This window comes from Nitrospira sp. (genome assembly GCA_030653545.1).
Classification (GTDB): Bacteria; Nitrospirota; Nitrospiria; order Nitrospirales; family Nitrospiraceae; genus Nitrospira_D.
The window spans coordinates 40,111-61,507 of the sequence record JAURZE010000014.1; the positions used below are offsets into that span (position 1 = coordinate 40,111).

The window sequence follows — 21,397 nt, forward strand, 5'->3', positions numbered from 1 at the left end:
TCCTTAACGACCGAACAATCCCTTCAGTAACTGCTTCCCTTCCTGCTCCAGATCTTTCGGCTTGGTCGTGCCTTTGAGCAAGCCGCCGATGGCTTCCTCCGCTTTCTGTTTAATTTGCTCCTGCACCTTTCCCGTCAGTCCTTTCATATCGAGTCCATAGGAGGGCGCGTCGAGCGTGCCGCCGATCAGGAGCGGCAGCGTCAGCCGGCCTTCCTTCACCGCCAGTCGCGCGACCGGAGAGGATCCGGCCACTTGCTGACTCAAGGCTTCAGACAACCGCAAATTCACCGTCATATTGAGGGCATGATCGAAGCCGATCGTCCCGCCGCCGGTCGCCTGAAAATCGTGACTGTCCATCAGCATATTCTGCAACATGACAACACCCTGTTTGATCGCGAGATCCGTCTCGATGGTCGAGAACGCCGTGGCTTTGGCCTCCCCCACTGAAATGCCGGCGACTTTCAAGATCGACACGGCTTCCTGAAGCAAATTTACCCCGTCGATCTTGCCGTCTTTCACCGCGACATGGCCGGCGCCCTCCAGCGCCTTTGTCAGGTCCGGCATGGCAAAGCCCTGGCCCTTCACAGAAAGGTCCGCCCCGGCTGTTCCACTGATCGAAACCGGCGTCTCGGCGACTGCATCAATCGCGGGGCCCAGCTGCAGTCCATTGAGCGCCAGCTTCCCGTTGAATGGAGGAGCCGCAGCCCCTGACGTGAGCCCGCCCTGCGCAACGACTTTCCCTTCAAAGACCTGAAACGAGAGGTCGGTCAGACGCATATCCTGCCCCTTCACCTCCGCCGCGATCTTGAAGTCTTTCACCTCGACCGGTTTCTTGAGCGGCAATGTCATCGGCAAGTTGGCGGTATTGATCGACGGCGCGGTCACGGTCAGAGCCATATGCGGCCCTGCAGTCTTTCCGGCAATCCTGAAATTCGTTTTCCCCAGTGCCAATTGCAGATTGACCGCATCCAGGTCCGCCGTCTCTTTGAGCGGACCGAACGTGCCATCGAGCGAGACCGGAAGATTCATGGGCTGAACCGTCAGCCCCAGATGGAGACTCGGACTGCTGCCCAGATGAACGGACTGCAACAGAACCTCCATATCCTGAAGCACATATTCGACCGGCTTCCCTTGCGAGAAATCGCGATACGTGACCTTTCCACCGGCAAGCGACACCCGATCCACCGCCAGAAGCGCCAGAATCTTCAGCGGTCCATCCGGCGACGGCACCGGCGCGCGCGACGGCGTCTCCGACGCAGCCACCCCCTTGCGTCCCAACGTCGCCGCATTCAGCACCCCGTTCTTGTTCTTGATCACCGTGATCACAGGCTCACGCAGCGTAATCTCCTCGACCTCGACCTTGCCACTCAGCAAGGGCATCAGCTTGATTCCGACATCGACCGAGGACAGGGAGGCAAACGGACCGGTCCCGAAGGCCGGATCCTCGATGACCGTGAATCCCGCCACCCGCGCGCCCAGCCTGGGCCAGATGGTCAAGCGAATATCCTGTAGCGTCACCTTGCGATTCAGCGCGTCTTCGATCAACGGGCGATACTGCTCTTGATATTTATTCAGATCGATGATGAACGGAAGGAGCAGCACCACCGCGACCAGCACCGCGATCACCACACTGATACCGATCATGATTTTCATCCTGCACCTCCAATTCCAACCAATTCCAATCTGCAGTATAGGAAACACCCCCTAGAGGGTCAAATGTGGCGCCACTGATATCCTCGCGCCTTGCCGCATGCCAGACCGCAGTGCTACAATCCCGCTCCTCGTATGGGCGCGGAGAGGTGCGAGAGTGGTCGAATCGACATGCTTGGAAAGCATGCGTCTCAGCAATGGGACCGTGGGTTCGAATCCCACCCTCTCCGCCATACAGCAAACCGGTGCATGAACTCCCGACGTTCACCGGGGAACAGACGTTACAAGGGAATAGGGCGGGGTGGGAGTCGAACAGGGGGATCGTGGGGGATGCGTCCCCCGCGTGGGGAGCGTACGAGGGGGCTGGCCCTCTCGTAGGAGCGCGTGCGAAGCACCTCGGCGCGACTTCGAATACCCCCCTCTCCGCCATACAGACAGCGTTGAGTGCTGGGTACTGAGTCCTGAGTTTTTGCAGGCAAGGACAACTGCTCTTTTCCTTCACGCTCTCAGCACTCGCTACCTCACTCAATACCCAGGACTGAAAAAAGGGGCCGGGCCCTGTGCAACAGAACCCTGTGAACCCCGCCAGGTCCGGAAGGAAGCAACGGTAAGCGGTCAGTTTTGTGTGCCGCAGGATCACCTGGCCCCGCTTAGTTTGCACATGAGCCACTCGTAATGGACTATCAAGTCTCCGCCCGCAAATACCGACCCGGCACGTTCGATGATGTCGTGGGGCAGTCGCACGTCGTTCAGACACTGATGAACGCGGTCGATACCAAACGCATCGCGCATGCCTACCTCTTTTCCGGCACCCGCGGGGTGGGCAAGACGACGGTCGCCCGCATTCTGGCGAAAGCGCTGAACTGCGAACAGGGACCGACCGGCCATCCCTGTAATACTTGCGTCAACTGCGTCGAGATCACGCAAGGCACCTCCGTCGATGTGATGGAGATCGACGGCGCATCCAATACCAGCGTCGACGATGTGCGGGAGATTCGCGAGAACGTGAAGTTCTCGCCCTTTCGCGGGCACTACCGTGTCTACATCATCGACGAAGTCCACATGCTCTCGAATTCGGCCTTTAACGCGCTCTTGAAGACGCTGGAGGAGCCACCGTCTCACGTCGTGTTTATTTTCGCGACGACGGAAATCCACAAGATTCCGGCCACCATTATGTCGCGCTGCCAGCATTACAATTTCCGGCGGATTGCGCGCCAGGAGATTATCGACCGACTCCGCCACGTCGCCACGCAAGACGGTATGACCATCGAGGATCGTAGCTTCACCGCGCTCGCGCGCGCGAGCGAAGGCAGTATGCGCGACGGGTTGAGCCTGCTCGATCAGGCCGTCGCGTTCGGCGGGAAAACGATCGCCCACGCCGACCTGGAAGTGCTGCTCGGCGCCGTGCCGCAGGAACTGGTGCAGGGCATGAGCGCCGCAATTCTCTCGCAAGACAGCCCGGCCGCGCTGGCAATACTCGCCAACCTGCTCGATCAGGGCCATGACCTGAAGGCCTTTTGCTCCGATGTGGTGGAATATCTCCGCAATCTCCTGGTCGCCTCAGTCGTCTCTGCCGGCCCTGAATTGCGCGGCTTGATCGAAGCCACGGAAGAAGACATTCACCAATTGGCCCTGGAGGCCAAGAAGCTGACGCCGGAACAACTTCAAGAGCTCCTGACGATCTTTTCGCAGGCTGAAGATTCCTTGCGCTACAGCGCTCATCCGCGGTTCGTGCTGGAAGCGGCGGCGGTACGCGCCACCAGACTGGTTCGGCAGCAGGAGAAGCGCACGGAAGCTCCATCCCAGGCGGCGACATCGCCGTTGGCACAAAAACCAAGCACCACATCGCCGGCCATACCGCCACCAGTGAAACCTACATCCGGCACGACGATCGCCACGCCTCGCCCTGCCCCGCTAGTTGGATCAGCACCACAGCCCCCGCGCACCGGCCCGTCATCTGCCTCTGCGCGCCCGGCGACGCCGGTGGCATCGAAGCCGGTTATGGCAACTCAACCGGTGCAGGCCACACCGCCTCTCGCGCCCAAGCCGGACAAGGCCATGGCACCTCCAACAGCACCACATAGGACGCAAGCGGCGGCGGTCGATGTCTCCCTCCCTACCAATTCACCGGAACAGTCCGCGCTCAAATGGGAGTTGGTGCAGGAAGAAGTGGCGGCCTCGTTCCCGAATTTCGCTCCGTTTTTGGAAGCCGGCCGATTTGTCTCTCTGGAGGGAGGACAGGTCACGATCGGCTTTGCGAAACAGGCGACGCTGGCTCGAGCCATGATGGAAAAGGAAGATAATCTCCGAGCCTTGTCGACGCTCTGCGAACGACAGGTCGGGCAACCCATTCGCATCCGGGTGATCGAGCTGTCCGCATCGGATCCGCCGGGACTCACGATGGCCCAGGTGCGGGCGGCCAAAGAACAGGAACAGCGCATGGTATTGTTTGAGCGGGCGCGAGCGACTCCGGTCGCAAAACAGGCCTTGGACATTTTCGGTGCGGATCTCGCAGCGGTACGCACCGTGGCACAGAAGGAGACCGGCGAATGAAAAATCCCTTTGGCGATATGTCGAATATTTTGAAGCAAGCAAAAGCGATGCAGGATCAGATGGCCAAGATCCAGGAGCAGGCCGCGACCAAGATCGCGACCGGCACGGCGGGCGGCGGCAGCGTCACCGTGACGGCTAATGGCGCCATGCAGATTGTGAGCGTGGCCATCGATCCCGAAGTCGGCAAGAGCGGCGATGTGGAAATGCTCCAGGACCTTGTGCTGGCCGCGTCTAACGACGCACTCCGGAAGGCAAAGGACTTGATGGAGCAGGATATGAAGGCCCTGACGGGCGGGATGAAGATGCCGGGGCTGTTTTAACGCGCCGGATTACGCTCGATATCGTCTCAACAGAATACCACCGACTCAATCATGTCAATCGATCAACGTGGATTACTCGCCCGGCTCGTAAAAGAACTGGTTCGTCTGCCTGGCGTCGGACAGAAAAGCGCCCAGCGACTGGCCTTTCACTTGCTCAAGGCAGAACGTGAGGACGCGCTCCGGTTGGCTGATGCCATCCGCGCGGTCAAGGACGGGCTGGCATTCTGCCGGCAATGCCGCAATATTGCCGAAGGCGAGTTGTGCGAATTCTGCCTCGATCCCAAACGGGACCAGACCAAAATCCTCGTCGTGGAAGAACCCAGCACGACCTACGCGATTGAACGGGCCGCCGGCTATCGCGGTCTCTATCATGTGCTGCTGGGCACCCTCTCTCCCCTCGATGGCATCGGCCCGGGCGATATTCGAGCAGAGGAACTGGTCGAACGGGTGAAGCTCGGCGGCGTGGACGAAGTCATTCTCGCCACCAGTCCGACGATTGAAGGGGAAGCGACCGCGATCTATCTCACCAGATTGCTGAAGCCCTTTGTCACCCGTGTGTCCCGTATCGCCTACGGCATCCCCGTCGGTATGGATATCGAGTATGCCGACGAAGTCACGTTACTCAAGTCGATTGAGGGCCGCCGGGACCTGTAGGCTTCAGACCCTTCAGGATCATTCCCGTTGACCCATTCTTTGGACGGCTGCTATAGTCCACGCTCGTTCGGGATGATCGGAGCCCGCATCCATGAAGGCACCTGCTCCCCGGAAAAAGACCTCTGCGGCACGCACCACGGCTTCACGCACGAAGACTGCCGCCCGCACCGTATCCGCCAAAGCCAAGAAACCAGCTTCTCCCAAGAAATCGGCCTCTCCAAAAAGTCGTTCGAAGTATCCTGACATTCGACGAGCCCTTGAACGGCAGCGCGCCGACCTGCTTGAAGAGGTGGGAGAAGTGCTGACACAGCACAAGACCCCGGAAGCGTTACCGGATGTCAGCGATCAGGCGTCGGCAGAAGAAGATCAGCGCTTTTCTATGCGGATCATGGAGCGCGAGCAGAAGCTGCTCAAGAAGGTCAATGAAGCCTTGGATCGGATGAAGAATCAGACCTACGGCATCTGCGAGCAATGCGGTGAGGACATTCCCTACAAGCGGCTCAAGGCCCGCCCCGTCACGACCTTCTGCATCGAGTGCAAAACTCTTCAGGAACAGAAAGAACGGGGCCGCCGGTAACCCAGGATTTCCGTCTCTCCTTTACGGCTTTTTCAAGACCTTCAGTCGTTCCTTGACCCGGGCAATTCGCCCCTCTTCTTCTGGAATTCCCTCGACAAGCGCCAGGAAGGTTTCATATTCGGCAAGAGCCCGTTTCGGATTCGTTGGCTCGTAGGCCTCCGCCAGATTGTACCGGGCCATGGCATAGTTCGGTCTGAGGATCACGGCCTTCTCAAATAGACTCATGGCCGCAGCTTTCTCCCCGAGTTTATTGTGGACAGCCCCGAGATTGTTCATCACCTCCGGAACATTCGGCCGGATGGCGAGCGACTGAAGCATTTCAGCCTTTGCCTTTTCAAACTGTCCTTTCGCATCCAACGAGACGCCCAAACGATGGTGGGCTTCTGCCATCCACACTTTGTTGGCGAAGCCGCTCGTAATCGACTTCTGGTAGGCGTCAGCAGCGACATCATAATGCTTGTCTCCGCAATAGGCCAATTGCGCCGTCTGACCGCGGGCGAACTGCTGCAAGGAGGCAAACGGCTCTTTGTCTTCGCTTCCCTGACTCTCAATCTTCATTCCAGACTTGCCGCCAGCCGGTGCCCTGAGCCGGTCGAGAAATTCCCGCCGGTAGGGGGAAAACAGCCGGACATAAGGGTCAATCGTGAAAGAAGCCGTGAGGAGAATCATATGCTCCCGGTTGCCGGTCACCAGATACTCGACCGTCGTTTTCTCATCGCCGGTATCGAAGATGGCGCTGGAGTCCATATTGGCCTTGGTCGCTAACTGCGACACGTTCAGATAAAACTCCAATTGTGGCTTCAAGGCTTGCAACGTCTTTCTCAAGACAGGATAGGGTTCGAGATCCAACCCGCTCGGGAACATAAAGATCGCTCCCACGAGCATTCCGTCCTCATCGAAAAAATAAGATTCATCTGCATGGGAGGGACTGTGCGCAGAGGGATACAGTAATTCCTGGCCGCTTCCCCAGGGTCTCGCGGTAAATGTTTGGGGCGGGACCTTTTTCAGGACCTCGGGTTTGCGATCGCACAACGCGGCCGTCGTCTTGAGCAGAACGAGATCGCTCTCGGATGGGGGAAGATTGGGTCGAATCGGAGGAGGCGGACCGCTACATCCGGCTATCAGGCTCAATAGGATACTGCTTATTGCGAGCGTGCCGAATCGGCGGTGCAATGGCATACGGTCTCCGGTCAAGAATCCAGAGTCTGAGGCCAATGAAACTTACACGAATTCGGCAGGGTTTGCGACCGGGCAAGAAAAAGCCCGCTCCCTTATCCAGGAAGCGGGCTTTCGTGATGAGCTGCGAGGGCCGTTTTACCGGCGCTGGCTATCCTGCATATTGTCCTCAGCGGTGTAGCCGAACAAATACGGAAAGGCGCCTGCCAAGGTATAGATTGGACGATTTACTGCATAATCTACCGCGTGGCCGAGCGGGTGGAAGAAGAAACCCAACCAGCGGATCGGATTGTCATTGATCGGGCTGCCTGCCGTAGGATCTGAATACACCAAGGCCGTGCTATCGAGCACGTTGTAAATGCTTGTTGGAGGATTGTACTCCCTCTCCGATGCAGTACCCGCTTGATTCGTCGTCGTGCACCCTGCTGCAAGCACCGCCATCAGCACCGCACCCATTGCCCAAGATGTTGGTCGCATACGTAACCTCACTTTGTTCGATCCCATCGACAGTGGCCCAACCGATCTCCGAAATACAGTGTGAAGTGTAGCCGACATCCCTGATTCTGTCTAGGAACGAGATAATTATTGAAAGAACCTGGCCGAGCGGCGATGGGGTGCGAAGCAGAAACAGCATGGTGGGCGATACAGGGATCGAACCTGTGGCCTCTTCCGTGTGAAGGAAGCGCTCTACCACTGAGCCAATCGCCCATGCGGGCCAAGTCTAGCACGGAGCAATTCGCGGGTTCAATTGCAAGAGCACCAGGATACGAGCCGTAGGTATAGAACCGGCGGCGGCGCCTTGACTTCCCCGAAACTCGGTTTCTAGAATGCGGCCTTCCTATTTTCCCTGAGAGGAGCGTTTGTGGGCATGAGAGATGACATCGTCATCATAGGGGGTGGTCTGGCCGGCTCCGAGGCAGCCTGGCAGGCGGCTAACCGGGGCGCGAAGGTGACGCTCTATGAAATGCGTCCCAAGGAGATGACGAAAGCGCACAAAACCGGTGGCCTGGCGGAACTAGTCTGTTCCAATTCCCTCGGATCAGCCGATCCCTTGAACGCTCCCGGCATCCTCAAAGAGGAAATGCGGCGGCTGGGTTCATTGATCATTACCTCAGCCGAGCAGGCCAGGGTCCCGGCTGGCTCAGCACTCGCCGTCGATCGCGACCTGTTTTCACTCAAAATCACTCAAGCACTGGAAAGCCATCCGAATGTCCGCATCCTGCATGAGGAGATCACCGAGATCCCGACGGATTGCCTCTGCATCATTGCCACAGGCCCCCTCACGTCGGACAAACTGTCGGCGGCGATCCGTGCGGTGACGCAATCGCACCATTTGTATTTCTTCGATGCTATCTCCCCGATTATCGACGCCGAGTCGATCAATATGGATATCGTCTTCGCCGCCTCGCGTTATGACAAAGGAGGCGCCGACTACCTGAACTGTCCGATGGATGAGGCTCAATACAACACTTTTTACGACGCCCTGATGGCGGCCGAAAAGGTCCAGCCGAAAGAATTTGAGAAGACCCCCTACTTTGAAGCCTGCATTCCCATAGAAGTTATGGCGGAACGAGGCCGGCAGACCATGCTCTTCGGCCCGCTGAAACCGGTTGGACTCGAAAACCCCAAGACCGGCAAGAGACCGACAGCGGTCATCCAGCTCCGGACCGAAAACATCCATAAGACCTGCTACAACATGGTCGGCTTTCAGACGAAGCTCACCTACCCGGAACAGAAACGGGTGTTTCGCATGATCCCCGGCCTGGAACAGGCGGAGTTCCTCCGCTACGGCAGCCTGCATCGGAATACCTTTATCAACTCCCCCCAGTTGCTCTTGAATACGCTGCAGTTTAAGTCGCGCGGCACCTTATTTTTTGCCGGCCAATTGGTCGGGGTGGAAGGCTATACCGAATCTGCCGCCATGGGTGGCTTCGCGGGTATCAATGCGGCGCGAGCCCTCGCGGGCCAGCCGCTGGTCACTCCGCCGGCCACGACCGCCCACGGATGCCTGGTGGGCCATGTGGCCTCATCCGACCCGAAACATTTCCAGCCGATGAATACGAATTACGGACTCTTCCCGCCTCTCGCCCAGCCGACCAGGGACAAAGAAAAGAAACGGCAACTTATCGCCCAGCGGGCTCGCGAGGATTTTGAGAGATGGATGACGCAATCCGCGCTTTCATGACGTTTCTCACCGTCGAGCGTCAGGCCTCACCGGAAACCATCCGCAATTACCATTCTGACCTCCGACAGCTGACGACCTTTCTCGCGCAAGCCCGGCCGTCGCCACAGCCGCAGTCTATAGTCGCCATAGGCGATGTGACCGCGGATTCATTGCGCGCCTATCTGCACTGGCTTGACCGCAAGGGTGAAAAGGCCTCCTCTCTCGCACGCAAACTCGCCTGCCTGAGAAGCTTCTACCGATTCCATGTCCGCGAAGGGACGGTCGAAAAGAATCCGGCCGAAGACATTAGAAGTCCCAAGCTCCCGAAGACACTGCCGCGGGTACTGACGAAGGATGATGCGAATGTCTTGATGGAGTTCCCCGAGGGGCGCACGTCGTTGCCGTTGCGAGACCGGGCTATCCTGGAAACGCTCTATTCCACCGGCGCCCGCGTCAGTGAAGCCGTCGGGCTCAACCTCGGCGATCTCAACCGATCCGACGGGCTCGTCCATCTCCGCGGCAAGGGCCGGAAAGAACGCATCGTTCCGATCGGCGATGTCGCGCTCCAGGCAATTCAAACCTATCGGACCTCGCTGAAACATGCGGCGGGCGATGATCGACCTGCGACCCCTCTGTTCCTCAATCACCGGGGAGGTCGTTTGACCTCACGGAGTGTCGCCCGCCTGGTTGCTCGTTATTCAAGTCGCCTGGCTGGCGGATCCGTCAGCCCCCATGCTCTCCGCCACTCCTACGCGACCCATCTCCTCGACGAAGGCGCGGACCTGCGTTCTATTCAAGAGATGTTGGGACACGCCTCGCTCAGCACGACACAAAAATACACGCATCTGGCCACCGACCAACTCCTGGCTGTCTATGACCGCGCTCATCCCCGGGCCAAGACGGCCAAGACGCCGCCGGCCGGGCAAGACGGTCCCGCAACGTGAACACTGGCTCAACGGCCTCCGATTCAGCCCGAGATGACCGTAAACTTGCGAGAAAATTGATACCGGTTCGAGCACAACAGGATTGTGTTTCTGGAGGAAATTGATATAGTCACGGCCCGCAAGCCAGTGCGCGCCGCGGTGAAGGATCGGAATGTGATCCGGGACATCCTCTGAGAACTAGGAGCAGCCCATGAATCGACTGATTAAGAAAGCCAATATCCTCATCGAGGCGCTGCCCTATATCCGCACCTTCCGGGGCAAAACGGTGGTCATTAAGTATGGCGGGCATGCCATGACCGAGACGGCGCTCAAGGAACGGTTCGCGGAAGATATCGTCCTACTCAAATATGTCGGGCTCAATCCGGTCATCGTGCATGGCGGAGGCCCGCAGATCGACAAGATGTTGACCAGACTCGGCATCGAAGCCAAGTTCCGCCACGGCGTCCGGATCACCGACGAAGCCACCATGGAAATCGTGGAGATGGTCCTGGCCGGCAAGATCAATATGGAAATCGTGGAACTCCTGAATCGCCACGGCGGCCGGTCCGTGGGCCTCAGCGGAAAAGACGGCGGGCTGCTCATGGCTCAACCACTCACCGCGAAATCCTGGGCGAAGAGTTTAGGTAAAGATTTAGAAGGCGACGACCAGGGTGATTTCGGGCTGGTCGGGGAAGTACAAGCGGTCGATCCCAGTCTCGTGCTGAAGCTCCAGCAAGACCACTATATCCCCGTCATCGCACCGATCGGAACAGACAAGGAAGGCAACACGTACAACATCAATGCCGACCTCGTGGCCGGCGCCATTGCCGCGTCGCTCCATGCAGAAAAACTCGTGATGATGACCGACATCAAGGGAATCCGTGACGCCAACAACCGCCACCTTTCGACGGTCTCACGAAAAGATGTGCAGCGAATGGTAAAGAAAGGCGTGATCGGCCAAGGCATGTTGCCGAAAGTGCATGCCTGTCTCGAGGCGCTGGCGGGCGGAGCCGGGAAAGCCCACATCATCGACGGCCGCATTCCCCATGCCCTCTTGCTCGAAATATTCACCCGCAAGGGCATCGGCACCGAGATTGTGTCGTAACCCTTTCCAAGCACGAGCACCAGCCGCGTGACTGACGAATTGACGACCCACCTCGCTGCGCTTACCCGCGAGCGCCACCCCGACACATCGCCGGTCGCATTGCGGGAGACGGCCGTCTATTTAACACAGCAGTTCCTCCGCTTGGGCCTTGAGGTCACCACGCACCGATTTGAGGCCTTGGGACAGACCTACGACAACGTGATCGGGAGCAAATCGTCGCAAAATAGCGCGGCCGCTCCACCGCTGATTCTCGCCGCCCACTACGATACGGTCATTGGATCGCCCGGCGCCGACGACAATGCCAGCGCGCTCACCGTCCTTCTCGAAGTCGCCCGCCGACTCACGCAGACCGCACTGGCGCGACCGGTCCGATTCATGGCCTTTTGCCTCGAAGAAGAAGACCTGCTGGGCAGTCGCGCCTATGTGGCCCATCTTGCCGAGACCGGCCAGTCCGTCTATGGGGCAATCGTCCTTGAATGTGTCGGATATGCCAACGAGCAGGAAGGCTCGCAGCGAACGCCCCCCGGTATTCCCATCGCCGTACCTTCTGTCGGAAACTTTCTCGCGCTGATCGGAAACCAGGCGTCAGCCTCCCTGACCTCCGCGTTGTCGCAAGCCATGGCTCCCGCCATCCCCGTCGTTCCGTTGGTCGTCCCTGGTAACGGGGAACACCTTCCCGACACCAGACGAAGCGACCATACGGCCTTTTGGGAACAGGGCTTCGCCGCCGTGATGGTGACCGACACCGCTAATTTTCGGAATCCGCACTACCATCGATCCACCGATACGGTCGACACCCTTAACCTGAAATTCCTCGCATCCGTGACTGACGCCGTCACGAATGCAGTGCTGGCGCTTGCCGCCATGCCGGAAAGGCCATGATGCCCAAGCCCCTTAGCCGGCCGACACGAGCCGCCGTTTCCCAGCTCTTTGCCCATTTAGACTATACGGCGCTCGGCCCGGTCTATTGTTACGAAGGCGGCGATGAGTTCTGGCAAGCCAAGCGAAAGCCCTGTGAGCGACTGGGCAACCGGATCGCTCGTGCGCTCTACGATCGCCTCGACCCGCATGGCCGGAGCCTCTATGTGGGAGCGGGTGTCGCGGAGCTCCCGCCGCTTCTCATGGAAACGCTCGACCTCCAACGAGAAGTCGAGCCCTATAATCTTCGCCGAACCGAGGTCGCCGCCATCAATCGAGCCTGCCAATCCCTGCCGGTTCGATTTCATAGCCTTGATGCAGCCAAGGCCAAGGGACGCTTCGATCATCTCTGGATGGTGAGTGTGCTCAATGATCCGGAACGATTCCCTCACTTGGCCCCGCTGTCTTACGGAACCGCCGATCCGGTGACATTCGACCCGCGCCAATTTGAGCAGCAGCGCCGCATCGTGCGTTCCATCGTCGATCGCGTCATGCCGAAACTGAGCCTGCCTGGTTTGGTGACCACCTCAACAGAAGAAGTGGTCTGGATCGCCGACTGGTGTCACCGCAAGAATATCCCGTACCTCGTTGGACGAGAGCAATTTCCAACGGCCCTGGTAGGGGACCCGGTGTGTTTTATGAAAATTGGAGCGGCGGCAACGAAAACTCGAAGGCCACGACGAGCTAGACCTTAAATCCGGTTTGCTTCGACGAGTCGTCCATATACTGGCAAGCGTATTTCACGTAATTGGCCGCCGACTCCTTGATCCAGGCGAGTTCGGCATCCGAAACCCCACGCCGCACCCGGCCGGGCGAGCCGAGGATGACGCTCTTCGGCGGAACCACTGTCCCCTCCACCACCAACGCGCCGGCGCCCACGACCGAGTCCTCCCCGATCACGGCGCCGTCCATGATGATCGCGCCCATGCCCACCAGCACCCGATCTTTGATCGTACAACCGTGCAAGACGACACTATGGCCGATGGTAACCTCATTCCCGATGATCAGCGGGTGAGTATCGTGCGTCACGTGCAGCATGCAAAGATCCTGCACATTGGTCCGATTCCCCATGCGGATATAATGCACATCGCCCCGGATCACGGCATTGAACCAGACGCTGCACTCCTCACCCATGACCACATCGCCGATGACGACAGCGGTGTCCTCGATGAAGCAGGAGTCCGGAATGGTGGGCTTGATACCCTTGAATGTTCGAATCACGGTGCGCACTGTAGGTGAAGCATGGCCTGGATTTCAAGACCAAGACGCGTTGACAGCCTTTTCAACCCTCCCGTAGACTGCCGCTCATGTCTACACCGTTGATCCAGCTCGATCGCAAGAAAGCCACCAAGAAAGCCGCGCAAACCAAGGCACCCGTTGCCGCCCGTAGAACCACCGTCGGTTTTGTGAATCTGGGCTGCTCGAAAAACCAGGTGGACTCCGAGCTCATGCTGGGCACGCTGGTTCACGACGGTTTCCAACTGACCGACAACCCCAAGAAAGCTGAAGTCGTCATCATCAATACCTGCGGCTTTATCGAAGAAGCCAAGCAGGAATCGATCAATTCGATTCTCGAACATGGCAAACTGAAGAAGAAAGGTGCCTGCCGGGTCCTCATCGCAGCAGGCTGCCTGGCTCAACGCTATCAAGGCGACCTGCTGAAAGAACTGCCGGAATTGGACGGCGTAGTGGGCACCGGGGAATTCGGGAAGATCGCGGAAATCTGTCGTAACCTCCTCACGCCCAGCAAACGCCAGCAACGACTGTGGATCAGCGAACCGCCCTACCTCTACGACGCGGACTCTCCGCGCCTACGGCTCGGCAAGCCGCACAGTGCCTATGTGAAGATCGCCGAAGGGTGTAACCGAAATTGCGCCTTCTGCGCCATTCCGATCATGCGCGGGAAACAGCGGAGCCGGTCGATCGAATCCATTGTGGCCGAAGCGGAGCGCCTCGCCGGCGAAGGCGTAAAAGAGCTCAACCTCATTTCCCAGGATACGATCAACTACGGCGTGGACCTGGGTATTCGAGGCGGTCTCACCTCGCTGCTTCGCGCGCTGGTGAAGGTTCCGGACATTCGCTGGATCAGACCGTTCTACCTCTATCCCCAACAAGTCACCGATGATCTACTCGACCTCTATGCGGGCGAGGAAAAGATTACCAAGTACATCGATATGCCGCTCCAGCACATCAACGACCGAATGCTGAAGCGCATGCACCGTCTGGGGAATCGAGCCGCCATCGAGAAACTCGTGGACCGGATTCGCACCCGCATTCCCGGCCTGACGTTCCGGACCGCCTTCATCGTTGGATTTCCCGGTGAAACGGAGAAGGCCTACCAGGAACTCAAATCCTACGTGGCGGAATCCGGTTTCGACCGAGTGGCCGCATTTCTCTACTCGGACGAGGAAGATACGACAGCGGTATCGCTGGACGACAAAATCGAGCGCAGCGTCATGGAAGAACGACGGAACGAACTGCTTGCCACCCAGGAAGGGATTGCCGCGGCACGCGGGCAGGATCGTATCGGTTCGGTCATGGAGGTCCTTGTGGAAGGGCCTTCGGAGGAAACTCCGTTGCTGCTGGAAGGCCGGCACGAAGGCCTCGCACCCGAGATCGACGGCGTCGTCTATATCAACGACGGCTCGGCCGACCCAGGAGACCTCGTCAAGGTCGAGATCACGGATGCGGCCACGTACGATCTCGTCGGCCACATCGTCTCCTGACTTCACGCCACACCCGATTCCCGATCTGCTACACTCTTTGAAAACTGACGAAAGGGGCGTATCCGCATGGCAGCCACTCGTAAAGATTCCGTGGTGATTCTCATCCACTGCAAAGACCGGAAGGGCATTGTCGCCCGCGTGTCGGGATTCATTCACGACTTCGGCGGCAACATTCTCGACTCCGATCACCATACCGATGAAGAAACGAACGACTTCTTGATGCGGATGGAATTCGCCACCGAGGGATTGCAGATTCCTCCCGACGAGATTTCCGCCGCCTTCGCCCCCATCGCCAAAATATTTGAGATGCGCTACGAGGTGCATCATTCCAGCCACCGCACGCGCGTCGGCATGCTCGTCTCGAAACAAGATCACTGCTTGGCAGACCTCCTCCAACGGCACCGTCGAGACGAGTTACGTATCGATGTTCCGGTCATCATTTCCAATCATGACGCCTGCGCGGAGTGGGCCCACCTGTTCAAGATCCCTTTCGTGGTCTTACCGGTCACCAAGGAAACCAAGCCCCAGCAAGAGCAGCAAGTCATCTCGGCGTTGAAATCCCATTGTGTGGAACTGGTGGTCATGGCCCGCTACATGCAGATTCTGAGCGCCGACTTCCTCACTCAAATCGGCTGCCCGGTGATCAACATTCATCATTCGTTTCTCCCGGCGTTCATCGGCGCAAATCCCTATCGGCAGGCCTACGAGCGGGGCGTGAAGATCATCGGTGCAACGGCCCACTATGCCACCCAGGACCTCGACGAGGGACCGATCATCGAACAGGATGTGATTCGCGTTGGACACCGGGACACCGTCGATGATCTGGTAAGGAAGGGACGCGACCTGGAAGAGATTGTCCTGGCACGCGCGGTGCGCCGGCATATCGAACATCGGGTGTTGGTGTATGGGAAAAAGACCGTCGTCTTCGATTAGGCAGGATACTGAAAGAGTCTGCTCGCGGGGGATGAGGCGAACGCCCCATCCCCCGGTCTCTCACCTACACTTTCGCGGTCAGAAATAACGCATTGCCATGGCGATTGATCAAGATCAGGACATGGTCGCCCTTCTTGATCGCTGATGAGGCCTTCTCAAATTCCTTGACCGACTTGACCGGCTGGCGATTGATCTCTCGAATGACATCCCCTGCCATCAAACCGGCCTTTTCGGCGCCGCTCTCCGGCTCGACGCCTGTCACCACCACTCCCTGCGCCTTGCCTTTGATGCCCAACTCCTTCGCGGTCTCCCGGTCGAGATCCTGAACCGCCACTCCGGCAAAAGCATAGTCCGCTTCACCAGCTTCGGCTTTCGCAACCTTCGTCGTATCCAACTGTTCCCCGATTGTCACCGTGAGATCTTTCTCATGGCCGTCACGGATCACCTTGACGGGCACTTTCATCCCGACCCCTGTTCTGGTCACCAGGCGCTGGAGCGCCACCGCATCCTCGACGGATGCGCCTTGATACGCGATGATCACATCGCCCTGCTTGAGACCAGCCTGGTCAGCCGGCCCCTCTTCCTTCACGTCACTGACGAGCGCGCCCTTCGCGCTCTTAATTCCGAATGACTTGGCCAGGTCCTGGCTGAGATCCTGAATCCCGACACCCAGGTACCCACGCACAACCTTTCCGCTCTTGATCAGGCTTTCATAGATCGGCTTGCTCATGCTGGTCGGTACGGCAAACCCCACCCCCTGATACCCGCCGGTCTGTGAAAAGATCGCCGTATTGATCCCGACCAGTTCCCCGCGCGTATTCACCAATGCACCGCCTGAGTTTCCGGGATTGATGGCGGCATCCGTTTGAATGAAGTCTTCGTACTGCGTGATGCCCATCCGACCCCGCCCCAGTGCGCTCACGATGCCGAGCGTCACCGTCGAATTCAGCCCGAACGGGTTCCCGACCGCCAGCACATACTCACCGACTTGCAGCTTGGTGGCATCGCCCCACACCACCGTCGGCAGATTCTGTCCATCGATCTTCACCACCGCCAGATCGGTCTTGGGATCGGTTCCGACAATCGTGCCTTTGAAGTCGCGCTTGTCGGGCAAGGTGACCGTGACTTCCTGCGCGCCTTCGATCACATGGTTATTGGTCAGCACATAGCCATCCGACGAGACAATCACCCCGGAGCCCTGGCCGCCCCCACGATGTCCACGAGGCTCTCCCGGACCCTGCGGCCCGCGATAACCGCGCGGGCCGCCAGGCCCGCCGAAGAACTCTTCCATCCGATCGCGCAGTTCATCGGGAATCTTCCGCCCGTCGGAGACTTTCTCGCCCGTGATCGTCGTAATGTTGACCACCGCCGGGGTGACCGCCTTGGCCACCTCTGTAAACCCGTTCGCCCCCGAGGCGATTGGCAGCGCCACGGCGGTTGCCGCGGGCTGGATTCCGCTGGAGGCGTGGGAAGAGGGCAACGATTGACCACCCCAGGTCAGGACCGCTCCCACCGCGGCAATGGCAAGACCCGCAACGACTGCCTTCTGAACCAACTTCTTCATGGTTTCCTCCTCATGACAATGATACCGGCGAACAGATCGTTCTCGTCTTGATGTACAGATGACCGTACCAGCCGGTGATGAGAAGGGGATTAGCTGCGAATTAGAAGTCGTTAAGCGGATGGGGTCGCTAGTGGGAGCGTAACCGTAAACGTCGACCCGACGCCCGGCTCACTGGTCACGTCGATACGGCCCTTGTGAGATTCCGCAATCCAGGTGCAAATCGCGAGTCCAAGACCCGTACCTTTCTTCGTATGGGCCCGGGCCCCATCGGTCCTGAAAAAACGATGGAAGATACGGGACAGATCATCGGGCGGGATGCCGATCCCTTGATCTCTGACCGACAGGCGCGCGCTCGGTCCTTCTGTGACGAGCGAGATCTCGACCTTTCCGTTGGGATGAGAGTACTTGATCGCGTTCTCCACCAGATTCAGCAACAACTCGCGCAGCCGGAGTTCATCGCCTTGGACGACGGCCGGCTGCACCGTGCCAAGCGTGACGGCGATGTTGCGATCCTGTCCGAGCAGCGTCGCCTGCCGGTGGATGTCTTCGACGAGCGACTCCAGGCCGACCGGCAGCGCCTCCATTCTCACCTCTCCCATGTCGGCACGAGAGAGGAAGAGCAGCTCGTCGACGATACGCGTCATGCGATCGATTTCTTCCAGATTGCTTTCGAGGACGACTTGGTAGTCGCCCAACGGGCGGGGGCGCCGGAGCACCAATTCCGTCTCTCCCTTCATGACGGTCAACGGAGTCCGTAGCTCGTGGGACGCATCGCTGGTAAATTGTCGAATCTGGCGGAACGACACATCGAGCCGGCCGATCATGTCGTTGAACATGCTGGCCAAGCGCCCGATCTCGTCGGGAGAGGTCGAGACCGTCAAACGCTGGCTGAGATCGCCGGCGGCGATACGCTGGGCCGCCAGCGTGATGGCGTCGACCGGCCGCAGCGCACGGCCGGCCAGAAACCATCCGCTGGCCAGTGACACCGCCAGCGCAATCGGCATCGTCACCAGCAACACCAGCAGCAGCCGGCGCAACGTGTCTTCGATCGATTCCATCGACGTCCCGACTTGCACAATGTAGAGCAAGGTTCCGCGATACATGATCGGCACGGACACGAGTCGGAGCGGCGGCTCCTTCGGATACTTCGCCGATTCAAACATGGATTTCCCGCTGAACGTCATTTCGAGCGCCGTGCGGCTGAGCGGCACTTCATGCTGCTTGATATTGGGAGAACGGAGCGTGATCGTTCCGGAAGGGCTGAAGATCTGGAAGAACTTGTCGATGCGCGCGAGCTCGGGAAACTGCGAGAGTAATTCCTCTTCGTCGATGAGCGGGAGAAACCCCCGCTCCTCAAGCGACCGGACCGCCGTATTCGCGGTCTCTTCTAAGGATTGATCCACCGCATCGCGAAGACTCCGTGCCGTCACATTGTACAAGACCACGGAGAACACGATGAGGACGAGAGCCAGCGTGCTCCCGTACCAGAGCGTGAGCCGAAGTCGCAGTGGCATCAGTCGACTTTCAGCATATAGCCGCTGCCACGGATCGTATGGATAAGTTTTTTCGACCGGCCCCGGTCGATCTTGTTGCGGAGATAATTGACGTAGACATCGATGACATTGGTGAAGGTGTCGAAGTCCTGATTCCAGACATGCTCGGAAATCATCGGCCGCGTCAGCACCCGCCCGGTGTGCCGCATGAGATATTCCAGCAACGCATATTCTTTCAGCGTCAGCTCAATGCGTATCCCGCCCCGCGCGACCTCGCGGGTCGCCGGATTCAGCACCAAATCATCGATTTGCAGAATGCCGGGGCTCTCCGTCGCGCCCCGGCGCAACAACGCCCGGACTCGGGCCAGCAATTCATCGATCGCAAACGGCTTGGTGAGATAATCGTCGGCACCGGCGTCGAGTCCTTTCACTCGTTGATCGACCTGGGACTGCGCTGTCAGGATCATTACCGGCGTTTGAATCCGCTCACGACGAACGGCTTTAAGAATATCCATCCCTGACATCGACGGCAACATGAGATCCACGACGATCAAATCGTAATTGGTCGCCAGGGCCATCTCAAGTCCCTTGGCCCCGTCCTCACAGAGATCGACGGCATAACTTTCTTCCTCAAGCGCGCGCTTGATGAAACAGCCGACCTTCGTTTCGTCTTCAACCACGAGGACACGCATACGCACCCCTTATTCGGACGGATTATAACAAACCTACGGGTGATGTTCTCGGCTAGTTGTCGCGTAGGGGATAGGGAGCAGCCCCTCGCTCCACGAAGGGCTTGAATTGACTACTTGGGCGTGTAACGAGTCACCGTCACGGGAGCGTAGGACAGCCGCACCCCGTCGGGCGCCCGGTGAGCCACCGTATGCCGCAGCCAGACGGCGTCGTTGCGGGTTGGAAAGTCGGCCCGATAATGTGCGCCGCGGCTCTCCTCGCGCGCGAACGCTCCTGTAACAATGGTTTCCGCCAGTTCGACCAAGCATTGGAGCTCCAGCGCCTGGATCAAATCGGTGTTGAAGACTCGCCCCTTGTCCTGCACCGAGACCGCCGCCGCGCGGCGCTGGAGCTCACGTACCTTGCTTCCAGCCACCGTCATCGATTCCTTTGTCCGGAAGATGCCCAGGTTCGTGCTCAAGGCCTCCCCCAACTCCTGCCGCACCTGCCACGCACGCTCTCCCCCACTCTGAGAGAGTAGCCGCTCAACTCTGGCTTGTTCGTCAGCGAGATGCTGCGGCGCCGGAATCTCATGCCCCGTAGTTCCGGCATATTCACTGGCTCTTGTCCCGGCCCGTCGCCCGAACACGATCGTTTCCAACAGCGAATTGCCGCCAAGGCGATTGGCTCCGTGCACGCTGACGCAGGCACATTCCCCTGCCGCGAAGAGGCCCTGGATCGATGTCTCGCCCCACTGATTGGCTCTGACTCCACCCATTTGATAGTGCGCACCGGGCCGGATGGGAATCGGCGTTTCAACCGGATCGAGCCCGGCAAACTCCATTGCGATCTGACGGATTTGCGGGAGCCGTTCTAAGATTTTGTCCCGCCCGAGATGCCGGAGGTCCAGCAACACACACCCATCCACTCCTCGACCTTCGAGAATTTCCTGCCCGATCGCCAAGGAGACCGTCGAGCGGGTCGCCAGCTCCATTTGCTCCGGCGCATACCGCTTCAGGAACCGCTCCCCCAGCGTGTTGAGCAGATAGCCGCCCTCACCCCTCGCCCCTTCCGTAATTAGAATGCCCGTGTCTTTCAATGTGGTCGGATGAAACTGGACAAACTCCATGTCCATGAGCGGCGCCCCGGCGCGATAGGCTAAGGCCATCCCGTCTCCGGTATTGATCACGGCATTCGTACTGGTCAAAAACACACGACCGCTGCCGCCGGTCGCAAGGATGACGGCCTTCGCCTGCAGCATCCGTAAGCCGCCATGCACCAGATCCCACGCGATGACTCCCCGACAGACCCCGGCTTCGACCACGAGCGCGGTGACGTACCATTCTTCATAGACCGTAGTGCGTCGTTTGAGAATTTGCTCATAGAGCGCATGCAGCAGCGCGTGTCCGGTGCGATCCGCCGCGTAGCACGTGCGCGGAAAGCCGGCCCCTCCGAACGGTCGCTGGGCGATGCGGCCGTGGGCATCACGACTGAAGATCACGCCCATTCGCTCCAGATCGAGGATATCCCCTGGGGCTTCCCGGCACATCGCCTCGATGGCATCCTGATCGCCGAGATACAACCCCCCTTTCGCCGTATCGAAGGCATGGGCTTCCCACGAATCACTCTCGCCGAGCGCGGCGTTGATCCCGCCCTGAGCCGCCACCGAATGGCTACGGACCGGATGGACTTTTGAGATCAGGGCTACATCCAAATTAGTCGGGGCCGCTAAGGCCGCGCGCATCCCTGCCAGACCGGCTCCGACGATGAGAATGTCATGCACATGTGTTCGTTGAGTCGTCATCAAGCCCCACAGGAATGGGAAGAATGCCCTCTATCCCCTGTACTTACAGAACTATCCACCCCCAAGGCAAGCAGCGGCGACATCGGGCCGTGGGATATTGGAAATGGAGCAGCGCCATGGTACTCTCCTCCGGCTCATGTGCCATTCACGAACTATTTGATAGCGAGC

19 protein-coding genes, 2 tRNA genes and 1 other RNA gene are annotated in these 21,397 nt (G+C 58.9%); 13 read left to right on the forward strand and 9 right to left on the reverse strand.

The annotated features are described in order from the left end of the window. Positions 1–3 precede the first annotated feature (3 nt). The gene (locus tag Q7U39_05325) at positions 4–1,653 is read right to left on the reverse strand and encodes an AsmA family protein (GenBank protein ID MDO9117358.1); all 1,650 of its coding nucleotides are present in this window, start codon (positions 1,651–1,653) and stop codon (positions 4–6) included. A 140-nt stretch (positions 1,654–1,793) separates the two neighbouring features. Here Q7U39_05325 and Q7U39_05330 point away from each other — a divergent pair. The 6 genes from Q7U39_05330 to Q7U39_05355 all read left to right on the forward strand — a co-directional run bounded on the left by Q7U39_05330 (position 1,794) and on the right by Q7U39_05355 (position 5,754). Beyond that, positions 1,794–1,883: transfer RNA gene (locus Q7U39_05330), tRNA-Ser, on the forward strand. A gap of 316 nt (positions 1,884–2,199) precedes the next feature. Further along, positions 2,200–2,299, forward strand: an RNA gene (ffs, locus tag Q7U39_05335) — signal recognition particle sRNA small type. Positions 2,300–2,325: 26 nt separating this feature from the next. Next, positions 2,326–4,203, forward strand: coding sequence for a DNA polymerase III subunit gamma/tau (dnaX, locus tag Q7U39_05340; GenBank protein ID MDO9117359.1), 1,878 nt, complete (start codon positions 2,326–2,328; stop codon positions 4,201–4,203). Then, the gene (locus Q7U39_05345) at positions 4,200–4,523 is read left to right on the forward strand and encodes a YbaB/EbfC family nucleoid-associated protein (GenBank protein MDO9117360.1); all 324 of its coding nucleotides are present in this window, start codon (positions 4,200–4,202) and stop codon (positions 4,521–4,523) included. Before dnaX ends, Q7U39_05345 begins: the two co-directional genes overlap by 4 nt. A gap of 51 nt (positions 4,524–4,574) precedes the next feature. Next, positions 4,575–5,177: a recombination mediator RecR gene (recR, locus tag Q7U39_05350; protein MDO9117361.1), complete on the forward strand. Its 603-nt coding sequence runs from the start codon at positions 4,575–4,577 to the stop codon at positions 5,175–5,177. A gap of 91 nt (positions 5,178–5,268) precedes the next feature. Then, positions 5,269–5,754, forward strand: coding sequence for a TraR/DksA C4-type zinc finger protein (locus Q7U39_05355; protein ID MDO9117362.1), 486 nt, complete (start codon positions 5,269–5,271; stop codon positions 5,752–5,754). A 21-nt stretch (positions 5,755–5,775) separates the two neighbouring features. On the opposite strand, the gene Q7U39_05360 is transcribed toward Q7U39_05355, so the two are convergent. The 3 genes from Q7U39_05360 to Q7U39_05370 all read right to left on the reverse strand — a co-directional run bounded on the left by Q7U39_05360 (position 5,776) and on the right by Q7U39_05370 (position 7,638). Next, positions 5,776–6,933: a hypothetical protein gene (locus Q7U39_05360; GenBank protein MDO9117363.1), complete on the reverse strand. Its 1,158-nt coding sequence runs from the start codon at positions 6,931–6,933 to the stop codon at positions 5,776–5,778. A 135-nt stretch (positions 6,934–7,068) separates the two neighbouring features. Beyond that, a complete protein-coding gene (locus Q7U39_05365) occupies positions 7,069–7,407 on the reverse strand; it encodes a hypothetical protein (GenBank protein MDO9117364.1) in 339 nt (112 codons plus the stop codon). Positions 7,408–7,563: 156 nt separating this feature from the next. Continuing rightward, positions 7,564–7,638, reverse strand: a tRNA-Val gene (locus Q7U39_05370). Positions 7,639–7,798: 160 nt separating this feature from the next. On the opposite strand from Q7U39_05370, the gene trmFO reads away from it, so the two are divergent. The 5 genes from trmFO to Q7U39_05395 all read left to right on the forward strand — a co-directional run bounded on the left by trmFO (position 7,799) and on the right by Q7U39_05395 (position 12,735). Beyond that, positions 7,799–9,115 (forward strand): methylenetetrahydrofolate--tRNA-(uracil(54)-C(5))-methyltransferase (FADH(2)-oxidizing) TrmFO, encoded by a 1,317-nt coding sequence (trmFO, locus tag Q7U39_05375; protein ID MDO9117365.1) that lies wholly within the window; start codon positions 7,799–7,801, stop codon positions 9,113–9,115. Further along, on the forward strand, positions 9,088–10,038 hold the full coding sequence (gene xerC, locus Q7U39_05380) for a tyrosine recombinase XerC (GenBank protein MDO9117366.1): 951 nt from the start codon (positions 9,088–9,090) through the stop codon (positions 10,036–10,038). The genes trmFO and xerC overlap by 28 nt, the downstream gene beginning before the upstream one ends. A 190-nt stretch (positions 10,039–10,228) precedes the next feature. Next, positions 10,229–11,122: an acetylglutamate kinase gene (argB, locus tag Q7U39_05385; protein ID MDO9117367.1), complete on the forward strand. Its 894-nt coding sequence runs from the start codon at positions 10,229–10,231 to the stop codon at positions 11,120–11,122. A 27-nt stretch (positions 11,123–11,149) separates the two neighbouring features. Further along, the gene (locus tag Q7U39_05390) at positions 11,150–12,004 is read left to right on the forward strand and encodes a M28 family peptidase (protein MDO9117368.1); all 855 of its coding nucleotides are present in this window, start codon (positions 11,150–11,152) and stop codon (positions 12,002–12,004) included. Next, a complete protein-coding gene (locus tag Q7U39_05395; GenBank protein MDO9117369.1) occupies positions 12,001–12,735 on the forward strand; it encodes a hypothetical protein in 735 nt (244 codons plus the stop codon). Before Q7U39_05390 ends, Q7U39_05395 begins: the two co-directional genes overlap by 4 nt. Here the strand turns inward: Q7U39_05395 and Q7U39_05400 are convergent. Continuing rightward, positions 12,725–13,261: a gamma carbonic anhydrase family protein gene (locus tag Q7U39_05400; GenBank protein ID MDO9117370.1), complete on the reverse strand. Its 537-nt coding sequence runs from the start codon at positions 13,259–13,261 to the stop codon at positions 12,725–12,727. The two genes, Q7U39_05395 and Q7U39_05400, sit on opposite strands and share 11 nt — an antisense overlap. 86 nt (positions 13,262–13,347) lie before the next feature. Here Q7U39_05400 and rimO point away from each other — a divergent pair, with 86 nt between their 5' ends. Beyond that, a complete protein-coding gene (gene rimO / locus Q7U39_05405) occupies positions 13,348–14,766 on the forward strand; it encodes a 30S ribosomal protein S12 methylthiotransferase RimO (protein ID MDO9117371.1) in 1,419 nt (472 codons plus the stop codon). A gap of 66 nt (positions 14,767–14,832) precedes the next feature. Continuing rightward, positions 14,833–15,699, forward strand: a complete 867-nt coding sequence (gene purU / locus Q7U39_05410) for a formyltetrahydrofolate deformylase (protein MDO9117372.1) — start codon at positions 14,833–14,835, stop codon at positions 15,697–15,699. A 64-nt stretch (positions 15,700–15,763) separates the two neighbouring features. Here purU and Q7U39_05415 read toward each other — a convergent pair whose 3' ends face one another. The 4 genes from Q7U39_05415 to Q7U39_05430 form a co-directional block, all read right to left on the reverse strand. Further along, positions 15,764–17,263, reverse strand: a complete 1,500-nt coding sequence (locus Q7U39_05415; protein ID MDO9117373.1) for a DegQ family serine endoprotease — start codon at positions 17,261–17,263, stop codon at positions 15,764–15,766. A 110-nt stretch (positions 17,264–17,373) separates the two neighbouring features. Then, a complete protein-coding gene (locus Q7U39_05420) occupies positions 17,374–18,777 on the reverse strand; it encodes an ATP-binding protein (GenBank protein MDO9117374.1) in 1,404 nt (467 codons plus the stop codon). After that, on the reverse strand, positions 18,777–19,448 hold the full coding sequence (locus Q7U39_05425) for a response regulator transcription factor (GenBank protein ID MDO9117375.1): 672 nt from the start codon (positions 19,446–19,448) through the stop codon (positions 18,777–18,779). The genes Q7U39_05420 and Q7U39_05425 overlap by 1 nt, the downstream gene beginning before the upstream one ends. A gap of 110 nt (positions 19,449–19,558) precedes the next feature. Then, positions 19,559–21,229, reverse strand: coding sequence for an FAD-binding protein (locus tag Q7U39_05430; GenBank protein MDO9117376.1), 1,671 nt, complete (start codon positions 21,227–21,229; stop codon positions 19,559–19,561). Between the last annotated feature and the right edge of the window lie 168 nt (positions 21,230–21,397).

Coding starts and splice junctions, on each gene's coding strand:
- rimO (MDO9117371.1), top strand. CDS start 13,348: ATGTCTACACCGTTGATCCAGCTCGATCGCAAGAAAGCCACCAAGAAA.
- Q7U39_05355 (MDO9117362.1), top strand. CDS start 5,269: ATGAAGGCACCTGCTCCCCGGAAAAAGACCTCTGCGGCACGCACCACG.
- dnaX (MDO9117359.1), top strand. CDS start 2,326: ATGGACTATCAAGTCTCCGCCCGCAAATACCGACCCGGCACGTTCGAT.
- purU (MDO9117372.1), top strand. CDS start 14,833: ATGGCAGCCACTCGTAAAGATTCCGTGGTGATTCTCATCCACTGCAAA.
- Q7U39_05425 (MDO9117375.1), bottom strand. CDS start 19,448: ATGCGTGTCCTCGTGGTTGAAGACGAAACGAAGGTCGGCTGTTTCATC.
- Q7U39_05395 (MDO9117369.1), top strand. CDS start 12,001: ATGATGCCCAAGCCCCTTAGCCGGCCGACACGAGCCGCCGTTTCCCAG.
- recR (MDO9117361.1), top strand. CDS start 4,575: ATGTCAATCGATCAACGTGGATTACTCGCCCGGCTCGTAAAAGAACTG.
- Q7U39_05360 (MDO9117363.1), bottom strand. CDS start 6,933: ATGCCATTGCACCGCCGATTCGGCACGCTCGCAATAAGCAGTATCCTA.
- argB (MDO9117367.1), top strand. CDS start 10,229: ATGAATCGACTGATTAAGAAAGCCAATATCCTCATCGAGGCGCTGCCC.
- trmFO (MDO9117365.1), top strand. CDS start 7,799: ATGAGAGATGACATCGTCATCATAGGGGGTGGTCTGGCCGGCTCCGAG.
- Q7U39_05325 (MDO9117358.1), bottom strand. CDS start 1,653: ATGAAAATCATGATCGGTATCAGTGTGGTGATCGCGGTGCTGGTCGCG.
- Q7U39_05365 (MDO9117364.1), bottom strand. CDS start 7,407: ATGCGACCAACATCTTGGGCAATGGGTGCGGTGCTGATGGCGGTGCTT.
- Q7U39_05420 (MDO9117374.1), bottom strand. CDS start 18,777: ATGCCACTGCGACTTCGGCTCACGCTCTGGTACGGGAGCACGCTGGCT.
- xerC (MDO9117366.1), top strand. CDS start 9,088: ATGGATGACGCAATCCGCGCTTTCATGACGTTTCTCACCGTCGAGCGT.
- Q7U39_05415 (MDO9117373.1), bottom strand. CDS start 17,263: ATGAAGAAGTTGGTTCAGAAGGCAGTCGTTGCGGGTCTTGCCATTGCC.
- Q7U39_05430 (MDO9117376.1), bottom strand. CDS start 21,229: ATGACGACTCAACGAACACATGTGCATGACATTCTCATCGTCGGAGCC.
- Q7U39_05345 (MDO9117360.1), top strand. CDS start 4,200: ATGAAAAATCCCTTTGGCGATATGTCGAATATTTTGAAGCAAGCAAAA.